The organism is Methanoculleus chikugoensis (assembly GCF_900095385.1).
GTDB classification, from domain to species: domain Archaea; phylum Halobacteriota; class Methanomicrobia; order Methanomicrobiales; family Methanoculleaceae; genus Methanoculleus; species Methanoculleus chikugoensis_A.
In genome coordinates this window covers 1-14,089 of record NZ_FMID01000004.1, presented here as the reverse complement: position 1 = coordinate 14,089, position 14,089 = coordinate 1, and the positions used below count along the sequence as shown (strand labels likewise).

Here is a 14,089-nt window from a genome sequence, read left to right as displayed (position 1 = left end):
GAGAGGACAACCGCCATTTCTTCGGGATCTCTTCCAAATCTCAACACCCCGCGGTCGCACTCCCGGCCTGCACAACGATTGTCGATGTGCCGAAAAACTCGGATGTAATGACTTTTTGATATTTGTTAGCATCATGTCATACAAAATTGGAACCACTCGGAATAAGTAATACAAATAATAAGATATTTAATACTATACACCAAACTCCCTGCAGTGACACCGAACAGAGCAGCACTCCTGTATATTCTGATCCTTGTGCTCGCGGTTCCCGTAGCGGCCGGTAGCGTCGAAAGGATCGCCGCTCCCCTCCCGGAAAGCCCGGAGGGTGGTCTTGAGGTGACGCTCACGGTGAACGATATCCCTGTCGGGGGTATCGTCGAGACCATCCCCGACAGCTGCACGTGGGCCGGGTGCGACCACCCGGACAACCGCACCCGGGTCTCCGACCAGCACGTCGCCTTCGCCGTTATCGGCGAAGAAACGATCTGCTACCGGGTGCAGGGGCCGCCGGAGGCCGGAGAAGCGTTCGCCGGCACGTGGGAAGACCTGTTGACCGGTGAGTCGGGCGTCGTGGGCTCGGACGAACCCCGTGACTCAGGGCAGGCTGCGCAGACAACTGCTCTGGAAACACCCGGTTTCGGGTATGCAGTCGCCCTGGCGGCGCTTACCGTGGTATTCGGGCGGGGGTGCTGTCGGTGACCCGGCGATTCCTCCTGCTCGCCTGCTGCATCTGCCTCCTGGCCGGGGCGACAGCGGCGGCGACAGTCCCGTGCGACCGTGACGGTGACGGCACCCTGACAGCATCGGAACTCGGGACTGCAATCCTTGATTCATTGGATGCCCGGTTCATGGGCGGAACGGTTGAGGGTCCGACGCCCGGCGACCTCCGGGACGCTGCGTTCGTCCATGAGCACTGGGACGGCCGGCCGCTCACAATAACCGACTCCTCCGGGCGAACAACGACACTTTCCCGCCCGCTCCGGAGGATTGCGGTCTTTAATAGCGATACCCTCGAGATGATGCGGTCGATCGGGATCGAACCCGACCGTTTCGTGGGTGTGAGCAAGTACACCCTTGAAGACCCGACATTCTTCCCCGAGTACCAGGGTAAGGCAAACCTCGGATCGATCTGGTCGCCTGACTACGAGCAGGTTACCGGGGCTCGTCCCGATGCGGTCTTCCTCTACGCAACCCTCTCCGAGAGTTCGTGCACCGAGATCGAAGAGACCCTCGGGTCCATCGATCCCGGCATCCGTTTCTTCCGGTTCGACAGTTACCGGCCGGCGGTATACGCCGACGAGGTGCGGACGCTCGGGCTCCTTCTCGGGAAAGAAGAGGGAGCAGAGCGGTTCCTTGCGTTCCATGGGAACGTTACGAATACGGTGGCAGAAGTGGTCAACGCAATCCCGGTCGACGACCGGGTTCCTGTCTACCTGGAGAGCTGGAACGACTACAAGAGCGCTGGAAAGGGCTCGGGCTACGACGAGAAAATCGAACTTGCCGGCGGCAGAAACATCTTCGCCGACAACCCGGTCGAGTACCCTGTGGTCGACCCCGAGGCGGTCATCAGCAGGAACCCCGACGTCATCGTCAAGATTGTGGGTGCCGGCGAACTGGTGTTCGGCGGCTACGGCGACGACGACCCGTCGTCCTTCGAGAACGTCCGTCGTTCGATCGCGAACCGCCCGGTCTGGGATAGGATCGGTGCGGTCAGGGACGACCGGGTGCATATCATCCACTCCGACGTCATCGGAGGGCCAGAATACTTCATCGGCGTCGCATACATGGCGAAATGGTTCTACCCAGACCGTTTCCCCGACCTGGATCCCCGTGCCGTCCACCGGCAGTACCTGGACGAATTCCAGCGGCTCGACTACGACCTCGACGAACACGGAACGTTTGTGTACCCGGCATGATAACCGATACCGGCAGGCAGGAATACGCGCGGCTCACCGAGAAGCGAGCCCTCTTCATCACTAGCCTCATTCTGATCCTCATAGCGCTCGCCGGGGTCGCGGTCACCCTCGGGTCGGCCGACCTCTCGGTCGCCGACTCCTACCTCGCGGTCCTCGCCGGGCTCTTCCCCGACGCGGTCGACCTGCCTGACCGGATGATTGAGTCCAACGCTGTCGGGATCGTCTGGGGCTGGCGGCTGCACCGGGTGCTCTTTGCGATTGCGGCAGGATTCGGGCTTGCGATTGCAGGCTCGGTGATGCAGGGAGTCCTCCGAAACCCGCTTGCAAGCCCCTTCACCCTCGGGATCGCCTCAGCTGCTTCGTGCGGCGCATCGGTTGCCATCATTCTCGGGGCCGGTTTTCTCTCCGGCTACCTCGTCGTCGGCAACGCCTTCCTCTTTGCCATGCTCGCTGCCGGCGCCATCTATGGCATGGCCCGCCTGCGGGGCATGGGGAGCGAGACGATGATCCTCGCCGGCATCGCGCTCATGTACCTCTTCTCGGCCGTCACCTCTCTTCTTCAGTACCTGGGTAACTCGGAAAAGGTGCAGGCGGTCGTCTTCTGGATGTTCGGGTCCCTGGACAAGTCATCCTGGCCGAAACTGGCGATCGTGACGGTCGTCGTCGCCGCAGCCGTCCCGCCCCTCCTCTGGCGTGCGTGGGACCTCAACGCCCTCGCCGAGGGCGACGAGACGGCCAAAAGCCTCGGTGTGCCGGTGGAGCGGTCCATGGCCGGGTTCATGCTCGCCGCCTCCCTCGTGACGGCGGTGATCATCTGCTTCACCGGCACTATCGGGTTCATCGGCCTCGTGGCGCCCCACATCACCCGGATGGTGATCGGAACCGATCACCGCACCCTCCTCCCCGCGTCCGGGCTCGTGGGTGCCGTCCTCCTCCTCGGCGCCGACTGCCTCGCCCGCACCCTGATCCCGGGGACCATCATTCCGGTCGGGATCATGACCGCGTTCCTCGGCATACCGTTCTTCCTCTACCTCTTCATGCGCAGGAGGGATGCCTGATGCCGCTGCTCTGTGCAAGGAGGGTCTCGTTTGCCTACCGCGACCGACAGGTGCTCGAGGACGTTTCGTTCGTCCTCGATGCGGGGGAGGTCATCGGTCTCGTCGGGCCGAACGGCTCGGGGAAGACGACGCTGCTCCGGTGTCTGGACCGGATCCTCGACCCGGAAGGAGCCGTTTTCCTTGAAGGGAGGGAGATGTGTTCCATGAACCGGACGGAGATCGCGCGGGCGGTTGCCTACGTCCCGCAGAACGGCGGTGTATCCGGTTCCGCGACGGTCTTTGAGACTGTCCTGATGGGCAGACGGCCGCACCTGCGCTGGAGTGTCTCCGAAGAAGACAAACAGAAGGTCTCGGAAGCGCTCTCGCTTCTCGGTATCGGCGACTTCGCATCACGCAGGGTCGATCGCCTCTCGGGCGGGGAGCGGCAGCGGGTGCTGATTGCACGAGCAATCGCGCAGGATGCCCGGATCCTTCTCCTCGACGAGCCGACGAGCGCGCTTGACGTCCGCAACCAGATTGAGGTGATGGATCTCCTGCGCCGGCTCGCCGAAGAACGCCGGCTTGCAGTGGTGGCTGCGATCCATGACCTGAACCTCGCCGCCCGCTACTGCCACCGGCTCCTGATCCTGAAAGAAGGGCTGGTGCTCGGCTGGGGGACGCCGTCCTCTCTCCTGAGTGGGGAGATGGTGCGCGCAGCCTATAGCATCGAGGCGTCCGTAAAGGACGAGATGGGCGTGCCGTACGTGGTCCCCCTTCGTCCGTCAAACAACGATGATCCGGTGAAGATCGAATGAAAGTAACTATAGTAGCCTGGGGCAGCGAACTGCTGCAGTTTTCCGGTGCAGCGCGGGAGGCGGGGATCGCTCTTGCCGCGTGGCAGGTACATGAACTGAAAGACGATCCGGAGCAACGGAAGCGATGCATCGAGTCGTGCAACGGGGCGGATGTCGTCCTGATCCACCCGTCACACGACCCGGTCTGGGACGAGATCCTGGGCGGTCTCCGGGAAGGTGTTCCGGTTATACCGTTCGGCTACACCGATGCCTCGTGGTCGGCCTCGACCGTGCCGCTCGCCGTCGTCTCCACGGTGAGCGCTTACTTCCTCTACGGGGGGCCCGAGAACATCCGGAACCTGATCAGGTATGTCCAGGCTGAAGTTACCGGTATGGACGTCGCTTACGATCCTCCGCACGAGACCCGCTGGGAAGGGATCTATCACCCGGACATTGGGTGTGTCTTTGATGATCCCGATGAGTACCTCGCCGGGTATCCGTCCCGGCACAGTGTCCGTGTCGGCCTTCTCTTTTCCCGGACGCACTGGGTAAACGGGGACCTGGCCGTCGAAGATGCCCTGATCCGGGAGTTCGAGAAGTATTACGACGTCCTCCCGGTCTTCTGCTTCGGGGTACAGGATCAGGGGATCGGGGCGCGTTCCGACCCGGAAGTGATAGATACCTTCTTCAAAGGCCGGATCTCTGCGCTCATTGATGCACGGACGTTCACGCCGCCCCGTGACGGCGATGCCTGCACCGCGGCGCTCGTGAAACTCGGGGTGCCGGTCTTTCACCCTCTGATCCTCTATCACCGGACCGAGGCCGATTGGAAGGCCGATACGGACGGGATGCGTGGGAGCGACGTCTCCTGGTACGTTGCGCTGCCCGAGTTCCTGGGCGCGATCGAGATGCTGCCGGTCGGCGCGGCGGAGAGCCGTGACCCGGTGGGCACCGAGGGAGAGCGGCACGTCCCTATCGCTGAGCGGGTAGAGAAATTCGTGGGCCGGGTCCGGAAGTGGGTCAATCTTGCGCAAAAACCGGCTGAAGAGAGGCGGGTGGCCTTTATCCTCCACAACAAACCCTGTTCATCGGTCGAGGCGACGGTCGGGTCCGGGGCGCATCTCGATACGCTGGAGAGTGTCGCAAGAATCCTCAAGGCGATGCGCGACAGGGGGTATGCGGTCAAATGCCCGGAGAGCGGGAAAGCCCTGATCGAGACGATCATGGAGAGAAAGGCGATCAGTGACTTCCGCTGGACGTCGGTTGCGGAGATCGTCCGGAGAGGGGGCGCCCTCGCGCTGGTAGAGCCCGAGGATTATGCTCTCTGGTTTGAAACCCTGCCTTCCGGGATTCGAACCCGCATCTGTGAGGCGTGGGGACGGCCCCCGGGCGAAGAGGTGGACGGGGTTCCGCCGGCGATGGTCTACGAGGGGAAGATCGTCGTCACCGGGATACGCTACGGGAACGCCGTCGTCTGCGTCCAGCCCAAACGCGGGTGCGCAGGCGCGCGGTGCGACGGCGAGGTCTGTAAGATCCTCCACGACCCGGGCGTTCCGCCGACTCACCAGTACCTTGCGACCTACCGCTACATCGAGGAGACGTTCGGTGCGGACGTGATCGTCCATGTCGGCACGCATGGGAACCTCGAGTTCCTCCCCGGCAAATCGGTCGCCCCCTCGGATGCCTGTTTCCCCGATATCGCCATCGGGACTGTCCCTCACCTCTACATCTACAACGCCGACAACCCGCCGGAGGGGACGCTCGCCAAGCGGCGGAGTTACGCAACCCTGGTCGACCATATGCAGACGGTGATGGTTGCAAGCGACCTCTATGCGGGGTTAAAAGAACTCGAAGAGCAGATCGCGGACTATCACCGGGCGAAGGACGTCGATCGGGCAAGGGCGCACGCGCTCGAGCATACCATCGCCGACCTGCTTGAGCAGACCGGCATAGCCGACGAGATCGGGTTTGCGGCCATGCGCGAAGAGGGGAAATCGTTTGGGGAAGTGGTTGCCGCCGCCCATACCGCCGTAACCCGGATCGCCGATACCCGGATCCCGGAGGGAATGCATGTCTTTGGAGAGGTGCCGGAGGGCGAGCGCCGGGTGGAGTTCATTCATGCCGTCATGCGCTACGACGGCAAGGTGAGGGAAGCGGTGCTCCGGATGATGGGGCATGACGCCTTGACTGCGGACGAGGCCCGGTTGCGGGATGCCGACGTTGCGGCAAAAAGTCTGATAGCCGCGATCCTTGCGGGGGAGCCCCCTGACCGGGCGGCGGAGCAGGCACTCTCCGACTGCCTGTGCAGGCACGACCATGAGGCGCTTGAAGCAACCCGGGCGGGTGTTATCGATATCGCGGCACGGATGGACGCCTCCGACGAGATCGGGAGCCTTCTGTCGGGGTTCGCCGGAGGCTACATCCCGCCGGGCCCTTCAGGGTTGATCACGCGGGGCAAGCCTGAGGTGCTCCCCACCGGGCGGAACTTCTACTCGCTCGACCCCTTCCGGGTTCCCACCCGTGCCGCGTGGCGGATCGGGACGCGGCTTGCGGAAAGCGTCGTTGCGAAATACGTCGATGAAAATGGGCGGATTCCGGAGAATATCGGCATGTACTGGATGGCATCCGATGTTATGTGGGCCGACGGCGAGCAGCTTGCCCAGATCTTCTCCCTCATCGGGGTCGAGCCGGTCTGGACGGACGGCAGGGTCAGGTCCTACCGGGTGATCGCCCTCGAAGAACTCGGACGCCCGAGGATCGACGTCACTGTCAGGATGAGCGGGATCCTCCGGGACTGCTTCTACACCTCCATCGAACTCCTGGACGACGCTATCAGGGAGGTCGCCGCGCTGGACGAACCGCCCGAGATGAACTTCATACGGAAGCACGCCCTGCAGGGGAGCGGCACGGCCCGGATCTTCGGGAGCCGGCCGGGAACCTACGGCAACGGCGTCAGCCTGGCGGTCTACGCATCGGCCTGGAAGGGGGAGGCGGATCTTGCGGAGGTCTTTGTCCGGTGGAACAGTTATGCCTACGGGCGGGGGAGTTTCGGTGAAGAGTCCCCCGAGACCTTCTCCGCGCAACTTGCCGCCGTCGACCTGACCTTCAATAAGACGGTAACCGACGAGTACGATCTCCTCGGGTGCTGCTGCTACTTCGGGACGCACGGTGGGCTGACCGGGGCGGTGCGGGCTCTCTCGAACCGGGACGTGCCCGCCTATTACGGCGATACGCGTGACCGGGACCGCGTGGAGGTCAGGACGGTCGCTGAGGAAGTGCGGCGGGTCGTCAGGGCGAGGCTTCTCAACCCGAAGTGGATCGAGGGGATGAAGCGGCACGGCTACAAGGGTGCCGGCGATATCTCGCGGCAGGTGGGCACTGTCTATGGGTGGGAGGCGACGACGCAGGAGGTGGACGACCGGATCTTCGACGATATCACCCGCACGTTCGTCCTGAACTCGGAGATGCGGCAGTTCTTCGCGGACGAGAATCCCTGGGCACTCGAGGAGATCGGGAGGAGGCTGCTTGAGGCGCACGAACGCGGTCTCTGGGATGCCGACCCTGACGTTCTTGAGGGGTTGCGGACGGCATACCTGGAGATGGAGGGCTGGATCGAGGATCGGATGGGAGCTGTCGGCGGCGATGTCCAGGGAGGCGCGGTTCGCGTGGTGACTGTCGAAGAGGTGAGAGCGTTTCGGAAGGGGCAGAAGGGTGAATGAAGAGTATGGGGAAGAGATCACTGCCCTGCCGACATGCGGGGCTGTACCGGCGAAACGATGGAAAAGGACGTGTGCCACGGCGCGGCGGAGACTTCCGTAGCGCACCTGCCCGAACCGCCGCACTCATCCTGATCGTCGTCCTTGTCGCCGCGTGCTCCGGATGTATCGCCCTCGAGAAGGACGATGAGCCGATCCCCTCCGACGCCGTCGATCAACCGTGGTCGGGCTCATTGGAACCGTCCCGGGAGAACCGCCCGACCCCCTCCGTGACGCAGAATTTGAATCTGGTGGTTCCGGTCGATCCGGTGCCGGTTCAGCCCGGCGAGCACCTGCCGGATCCGAACCCGTGCAACGTCTCATCTCTGCCGATGACCCGGGTGGATGTCGCAAAACCCCTCGTAGAGACGACGACTGTCTTCGAGGAGCAATATTCCCTCGTTTATTCCGCCAGGGGGCTGCAGGTGGACGTCGTCGACGTGCCGTTCATCATCACCTTCTCTGCGACCCCGAGACATCCCGAGCCGGACGCGAACTCCCGGCTCGTCGTCACCGTCCGCGACCCCGAAACCCTCCGGCTCATCGCCGATGAGGGCTACCACGGGATATACGGGAGCGCCCGGGAGAAGTCGATCAAACTCTACAGTCCGGGGCGCTATATCGTGACCCTTGACGGGCGGTTCGTCGATGTGAAGGTGACGATGGGCACCGAGAAGGTGAACGTCCCCGGATAGGCCGGGCCAGGGGTTTCCCCTTCGATTCGGCGTGTCCCCTGTCCTGGCCCCCACATTTTCCGGGATCCTGTCCCTCACGATGCGTAGCGAAGGAGCCGGCACCGCCGGTCCTGCGCTTCATGGCACACAGTATCATCTGTTGCACTCCGGGGTGATCGCAACGGAGATCTGTAAGAGGGAGTATTGCTGGCTCGACTGGTTTTAAAGACTCTGGTGGGTGCATGCAGCGCCCCCTTCGAGTGACCTAGGGCATGCCGGTCGGGCGGTTTGCTACTAAGATCTTATTTTATAATATTTGGTGCTACTACTCGAAAGATATATGTTACCTGCTGTTCTATCCCCAACCGGCGGGCGGTGGCAAAATCTCCAGTTCGACCCGGGCTGCGGAAGGGCCATGGCCACCTCGCCGGGCTCCCGGAGCTCATCGTCGCCGCCTGCCGAACTGCCCTGCACGGCTGGCGGGGCAGAGGTGACTGAACATGAAGAGATGTATTCAATCCGAGAAAGGCGAGATCCTCCTCGACACCGACCGCGACGCCTGGCTCTACCTCGCGCCGCGGGGCGGTGACGCAGGCGGGGCATTCGGGCGCGGAAGGGATCTTTACCTGCACGAAGAGGAGGGGCTGCCGGACATCTACTACATCCATACCTGGTCGATGGTGCCCGGCGAAGACGAGCAGCTTCAGCCCATCTCCATCGTCTCCGCCGAGGAGTTTCTGGAGTCGCGGGGGCTCGTGCTTGCCGCATACCCGGAGCAGCGGGGGAGCGAGGTACTGCGGTCATACGGCTACGGCATCGCGGAAGAGTTCTGAGACCACATGGTTCCGGGCGGGGGCAGGGCCGCCCTCGTCCGCTATTGGTTATTACGAAATAGAAACTATTTAACATCAATTGCATCATATTCTCTCATATGTCATACTCGGCGCGAAGGAGTGTCCTTCCGTTCACCGCTATTGTCGGTCAGGAGATAATGAAACGTGCGCTCATTCTCAATGCCGTTAATCCGGGGATCGGCGGCGTGCTCATCCGTGGCGAGAAAGGAACCGCAAAATCTACAGCAGTCAGGGCGCTTGCCGACGTGCTCCCCGAGATCGATGTGATCCGGGACTGTCCGTACAGTTGCGATCCCACAGGCAACGGTGGCCTGTGTACTGCCTGTACCGAAAGGGAGGCCTTGGGCGATGACCTGGAAGTGGAACGGCGCCGTGTCCGCGTCATTGATCTCCCGCTCGGGGTGACCGAAGACCGGGTGGTGGGCACCGTCGACGTGGAGCGAGCGATCCGGGAGGGGAAGGTAACCATCGATCCGGGCATCCTCGCGGCGGTTAATCGCGGCATCCTCTACATCGACGAGGTCAACCTGCTCGACGACCATGTTGCCGACGTGCTCCTGGATGCCGCCGCGATGGGCGTCAACGTGGTGGAACGGGAAGGTATATCGTTCTCCCACCCTGCCCGGTTCATCCTGGTCGGCACCATGAACCCGGAGGAGGGAGAACTGCGGCCGCAACTGCTCGACCGGTTCGGGCTACAGGTGGCCGTGGAGGGGATCGAGGAGGTCGCCGAGCGGGTGGCGATTATCAGGGCCGCCGAGGCGTTCGCGTGCGACCCCGACGGGTGTCGGGGGGCATACCAGGCGGCACAGGAGGAACTGCGCAAAAAGATTACCGATGCACGTGCGCTGCTCCCGGCAGTCACGACCGACGACACGCTTTTGAATGCTGTGGCGGAAGCATGCATCCGGCTAGGAGTCAGGACCCACCGTGCCGATATCGCCGTCGTCCGCACGGCGAAGACGATCGCCGCTCTTGACGGACGAACCGCGGTTACCCGCGACGATGTCCGGGAAGCCATGGAGCTTGCGCTCCCGCACCGGATGCGTCGAAAACCGTTTGAAGAGCCCAGGATTGATCCCGAAGATATCGACAAAGCACTGGATGACGCCGGGAGGAGGCATGACGACTCTCCCCGGGACGGTGGGGAGCAGGGCGGTGACGAGCACCCCGGCGGGCGTGGTGGGGAACCCCCCCCTTCCCAAGGAAACGGTATGCACGAAACCGTTTTCCAGGTTGGAAACCCGGTCGATGTCGGAAAGATGAGCCTGCCGAAACGACGGGATACCCTTGAACGGCTGAGACCATCCGGCAGGCGACTCGAGACGTTCTCAGCGGATAGCGTGGGGAGATATGTTTCTGCACGGTTTCCCACCGGAACTGCTGATGTCGCACTCGACGCCACGCTCCGGGCCGCCGCTCCGCACCAGTCGGTGCGCGACCGAAAGGGCATGGCGGTCGCCGTTCGCGAAGAAGACGTCCGCGAGCGGGTCCGGGTGGGGAGAGTTTCCATCGCATGCGTCTTCGTGGTCGACGCCAGCGGTTCGATGGGAGCCGCAAAGAGAATGGAGTCGGCCAAGGGCGCGGTCCTCTCGATGCTGCTGGACTCCTACCGGCATCGCGACCGCATCGGTCTTGTGGCGTTCCGGGGGAGCGGCGCCGAAACCCTCCTCCCGCTCTGCTCAAGTGTCGATCTCGCGCAGAAGCAACTGGAAGATCTCCCCACCGGCGGGAAGACGCCGCTTTGCGCCGGGCTGATGAAAGGCATGGAGGTTCTCCTGCAGGAGCGGCGGAAGAACGGCGAGGTGATCCCGATGATGGTCGTCATCTCCGATGGTCGGGCAAACGTTCCTGTGTCGGGAGACGTGCGCAATGAGGTTCTCGGTGTAGCAGAGGAGATTCGATCGCACGGCATCCGGATGGTGGTCATCGATACAGAGGAGGCGGGGAACTCTTTTCTGGAGTTCCGGCTGGGCTACTGCAGAGTCGTCGCGGAACATGCCGGCGGCGGGTACTACCCGATCGCCGACCTCTCTGCTGGCCTCCTGCAGAAGATCACGGCGGCCGAACGGGATGCGGCGGTGTACCCTGCCTGAGCGGCCGCCAACCCTTTTCACCGGCAGTACGGCGGGAATTTCCCGACCCGGTGTTCCGCCTGCCGGACGATTCGTCAGGGTTTAGGCCGTTTCAAAACGTGGATCCGTTTCAGTACCCGCACTGCTAAACTATGATCGTACCCGTTGGTTGGGGTAACACAGGGGTTCTTTCACCAGCCTCATCGATGCCCGGATCGCCTTCCCGACGATGACAATAAACCGTTCAAACCGGAACGCGCTTCCCGGACGCCCGGTTCGCTCCGTATGTCTCGGGTTGCCGTTGAGGTAAACTCCCGTTGTCGTGGCTGGTCGCATGTCGCTGTGAACATTCGTTCCATCCCGACGGGGTCGCCGATGCCGGGACCTGCCGGGTTGATCAGAGTCACCACCGGGGGTTCTCCTCCCTCTGTCTCACATCTCTCTTGCCCCTTCATATCCTCAAGCACTCCTGACTGGGCATCTCGGTACAATCATGTAATTATATGTCGAACGAATAGTACCTGCATCCATACCACGCCATACATACAGACGAACGCGAGGATAACGGTGAGAAGTGCATGCGTTCGAGGGATATATCTGCTGTACTGGGTGGCTGCGACATGGACAATGAACGTCCATACAAAGCTGATGGTGCCTATTAACCAGAAGACCATCCAGAATACCGCTATTGTGGGATCGGTTGAAAGATTTGGAAGGGAAAGATAGCCAGAGCCCATCATCAAACGAGACACTTCATGCATGATCTGTCGTCCGGCGAGAACGCTGAAAATTGCCTGAATAAGACTGATCATATATCCCACAAGGAGACCATACGCTGTGAATGTGAGAAGTCGGGTAAAAGACCCTTCTCCGCGAAACAGCACCGATATCCCGAAGACAACACCGGTAATGAGACCCAGTGAATGGCGGGGCCGATCATGAGCAGTACCATCGACCAGAGCGCAAACCCGCCGGCGGGAAAACTGCTTCCTTCGAGCAGTCGTACCGTGTAGTCTGCGAGTACCTGGAAATGCCATACGCTCCGCACCAAGCAGATACCCAGTATGAGGAGCAGCGGCGGCAGGAGGCGTGGATGCTCCAACCTGCCGTCGAAGAATTGAAACGGGTGGAACAACAACTTCCGGAGGTTCCGGAAGAGGTGTCCCGGCATCTCATCGATCGGCATTTCAGCACTCCATCACATAGACTCCCGTTATCTCCACGTAGCCACCCCCGGCGAAGTCTTTGTTAACCTCAGCCGAGACACACGACCTCTCGTGTATATCATCTCCTGAGGTAGCGCTGCCTGCTCGTCCTCTCACCCTGACTATCACCCGGTGCAATCCACCCCTACATTGTAGACTGAAGTAGAGCGATAGATTATTTCGTGGTCCCTCAGGTTCAATCCAGTGCCCGGATGGCCATCACCAGCACCGAAAATGCCAGTCCGAGGATCATAAGCACCAGCCCGACCCGTGCCCAGAACCGATTGTAATACCATGTTCCCCGCAGTTCCGGGTCCCGGGGGTGCATCCGCCAGTCGATGTAATCCCGCATGAACGGACGGCCGCACTCCGGACAGATGGAACGAAACTCCCTACTCCTGCGCCCGCAATGTGGGCATGTGAAACCCTGTACTGACCCGTCATGAGTTCCGGACTCCTGCTCCGCAGTCCCCTTCAGGAGAACGATGACCATAATGCACTTCGTGGGATTCCCGTTCTATTGAGCCGGTTCGTCGTTGCCTGCCCGCGGAAGTACTGTTCGAGCAGCATCGGCATGGTCGTCCTGCCGGTACCCGGGACCGATGCAATCACGTAGGTACGGCTTGTGAAGATCCACCGATCACATAACACGATAGTGAAGGATATTAGCATGTGATCATATCAATAATCGGATAAAAGCATGTCGATCCGGATGTCTCCCGCAGTCTTGGGGCAATTCGGTTTTATCGGTTCGATGGCGGCAGTTATATCGAATTTTCCCTGCCTGCCGTACTGAAAGGGCTCGGCGTCGCTCATGGCCGCCTCCCGGATCTCCGGCCGAGCATCGGGAGGAGAACGAGCGCCGCCAACGCTCCTGTAACCCCGAACCCCGGGGACGCGGGCGTTGTCCGGTCGTCGAACGCGATCACGGAGATATCGTCGCCGTCACTGACGGCAATCATCCGGCCGTCGGGCGACCACTGGTGCATTATGGCATTGCCGGGAGCGAGCGGTTCGAGGTCCGAGCCGCCGCTCTTCATCACCCAGAGCGCCGATTGGTTCCGCGACATCGACCTAAACGCGATCCTGTCGCCGTCGGGCGACCAGGCCGGAGCCTGATCCAGGTTCCCGGAAGTCAACTGTCGCACACCCGATCCGTCAAGGGGGACAACCCAGAGAGAAAATTCCGGCCACTCTCCCGCCGGAGCTCCGACAACACAGACGATCGCACTCCCGTCCGGCGACCACGCATACCCGGTGACATTCCCTTCGAAGAACGTTACCTGTTCCGCTCTCCCGCCGCGGTCCGTGACCCAAACCCCCTGGCCCCCGGACTTCGTCGAAAGGTATGCGATCCGGTCGCCGTGGGGCTCCCAGAGGGGGAGCCGTGCATCCCCGCCGGTCGTCAGCTGGCTCTTATTGCTGCCGTCCGCATCCATGATCCAGATGTCGGCGTCTTTCCGGATATCCGAGTAGTTCACTGCAGGCGACCCTTCCGCGGTGGTCGCCACGAGGGTCTTCCAGACAGCTGAATTGTCGAAGAGGCAGGAGGTGTAGACGATTTGCCTCCCGTCGTCGCTCCAGTCGGCTCCATATCCCGCGAGCGGCAGACCGGGAACGATCCGGCCTCCGTCGGTCAGGCGCATCCTTTCGGTCCCGCCCGGGTTCATTCTCCAGAGATCTGCGTCGGTGGAGAGAAAAAGGAGAGTTTTCCCGTCCGGGGACCAGGGGTCGAACGGCGCGAACTCCCACGAACGTCCTTCTCTCGTCTGCTCCATG

The 14,089-nt window shown here is 62.0% G+C and carries 13 protein-coding genes; 8 read left to right on the top strand and 5 right to left on the bottom strand.

The features are described 5' to 3' along the window. Nucleotides 1-213 precede the first annotated feature (213 nt). From L21_RS00485 to L21_RS00450, 8 genes are all read left to right on the top strand, one after another. Nucleotides 214-699: a hypothetical protein gene (locus L21_RS00485; protein ID WP_074368553.1), complete on the top strand. Its 486-nt coding sequence runs from the start codon at nucleotides 214-216 to the stop codon at nucleotides 697-699. After that, nucleotides 696-1,916: an ABC transporter substrate-binding protein gene (locus L21_RS00480; protein WP_074368552.1), complete on the top strand. Its 1,221-nt coding sequence runs from the start codon at nucleotides 696-698 to the stop codon at nucleotides 1,914-1,916. Before L21_RS00485 ends, L21_RS00480 begins: the two co-directional genes overlap by 4 nt. Continuing rightward, nucleotides 1,913-2,974 carry a FecCD family ABC transporter permease gene (locus L21_RS00475; protein WP_074368551.1) on the top strand — a complete coding sequence of 354 codons (1,062 nt, stop codon included), beginning with the start codon at nucleotides 1,913-1,915 and terminating at the stop codon, nucleotides 2,972-2,974. Before L21_RS00480 ends, L21_RS00475 begins: the two co-directional genes overlap by 4 nt. Continuing rightward, complete coding sequence (locus tag L21_RS00470; RefSeq protein ID WP_074368550.1) at nucleotides 2,974-3,768, top strand: ABC transporter ATP-binding protein; 795 nt, start codon at nucleotides 2,974-2,976, stop codon at nucleotides 3,766-3,768. Before L21_RS00475 ends, L21_RS00470 begins: the two co-directional genes overlap by 1 nt. Continuing rightward, the gene (gene cobN / locus L21_RS00465; protein ID WP_074368549.1) at nucleotides 3,765-7,466 is read left to right on the top strand and encodes a cobaltochelatase subunit CobN; all 3,702 of its coding nucleotides are present in this window, start codon (nucleotides 3,765-3,767) and stop codon (nucleotides 7,464-7,466) included. The genes L21_RS00470 and cobN overlap by 4 nt, the downstream gene beginning before the upstream one ends. 71 nt (nucleotides 7,467-7,537) lie before the next feature. Then, nucleotides 7,538-8,197: a hypothetical protein gene (locus L21_RS00460; RefSeq protein WP_074368548.1), complete on the top strand. Its 660-nt coding sequence runs from the start codon at nucleotides 7,538-7,540 to the stop codon at nucleotides 8,195-8,197. Nucleotides 8,198-8,676: 479 nt separating this feature from the next. After that, complete coding sequence (locus L21_RS00455; protein WP_074368547.1) at nucleotides 8,677-9,009, top strand: hypothetical protein; 333 nt, start codon at nucleotides 8,677-8,679, stop codon at nucleotides 9,007-9,009. Nucleotides 9,010-9,167: 158 nt separating this feature from the next. Then, entirely contained in the window at nucleotides 9,168-11,126 is a 1,959-nt protein-coding gene (locus L21_RS00450) for a magnesium chelatase subunit D family protein (protein WP_256711751.1), read from the top strand. Nucleotides 11,127-11,596: 470 nt separating this feature from the next. On the opposite strand, the gene L21_RS14560 is transcribed toward L21_RS00450, so the two are convergent. The 5 genes from L21_RS14560 to L21_RS00435 all read right to left on the bottom strand — a co-directional run. Further along, complete coding sequence (locus L21_RS14560; protein WP_394329521.1) at nucleotides 11,597-11,989, bottom strand: hypothetical protein; 393 nt, start codon at nucleotides 11,987-11,989, stop codon at nucleotides 11,597-11,599. Next, nucleotides 11,914-12,291: a hypothetical protein gene (locus tag L21_RS00440; protein WP_074368544.1), complete on the bottom strand. Its 378-nt coding sequence runs from the start codon at nucleotides 12,289-12,291 to the stop codon at nucleotides 11,914-11,916. Before L21_RS00440 ends, L21_RS14560 begins: the two co-directional genes overlap by 76 nt. Nucleotides 12,292-12,506: 215 nt before the next feature. Next, nucleotides 12,507-12,662 (bottom strand): hypothetical protein, encoded by a 156-nt coding sequence (locus L21_RS13995; protein ID WP_178377655.1) that lies wholly within the window; start codon nucleotides 12,660-12,662, stop codon nucleotides 12,507-12,509. A 329-nt stretch (nucleotides 12,663-12,991) separates the two neighbouring features. Next, entirely contained in the window at nucleotides 12,992-13,126 is a 135-nt protein-coding gene (locus L21_RS14350) for a hypothetical protein (protein WP_256711749.1), read from the bottom strand. Next, on the bottom strand, nucleotides 13,123-14,089 hold a 967-nt coding region (locus L21_RS00435; RefSeq protein ID WP_074368543.1), incomplete at its 5' end, for a TolB family protein. The genes L21_RS14350 and L21_RS00435, both read right to left, overlap by 4 nt.

What these genes read in the sequence shown, in the direction of transcription:
- L21_RS00455 (WP_074368547.1), top strand. Translation starts at nt 8,677, where the DNA reads ATGAAGAGATGTATTCAATCCGAGAAAGGCGAGATCCTCCTCGACACC.
- L21_RS00470 (WP_074368550.1), top strand. Translation starts at nt 2,974, where the DNA reads ATGCCGCTGCTCTGTGCAAGGAGGGTCTCGTTTGCCTACCGCGACCGA.
- L21_RS00450 (WP_256711751.1), top strand. Translation starts at nt 9,168, where the DNA reads ATGAAACGTGCGCTCATTCTCAATGCCGTTAATCCGGGGATCGGCGGC.
- L21_RS00475 (WP_074368551.1), top strand. Translation starts at nt 1,913, where the DNA reads ATGATAACCGATACCGGCAGGCAGGAATACGCGCGGCTCACCGAGAAG.
- L21_RS13995 (WP_178377655.1), bottom strand. Translation starts at nt 12,662, where the DNA reads ATGCGGGATTACATCGACTGGCGGATGCACCCCCGGGACCCGGAACTG.
- L21_RS00440 (WP_074368544.1), bottom strand. Translation starts at nt 12,291, where the DNA reads ATGCCGATCGATGAGATGCCGGGACACCTCTTCCGGAACCTCCGGAAG.
- cobN (WP_074368549.1), top strand. Translation starts at nt 3,765, where the DNA reads ATGAAAGTAACTATAGTAGCCTGGGGCAGCGAACTGCTGCAGTTTTCC.
- L21_RS14350 (WP_256711749.1), bottom strand. Translation starts at nt 13,126, where the DNA reads ATGAGCGACGCCGAGCCCTTTCAGTACGGCAGGCAGGGAAAATTCGAT.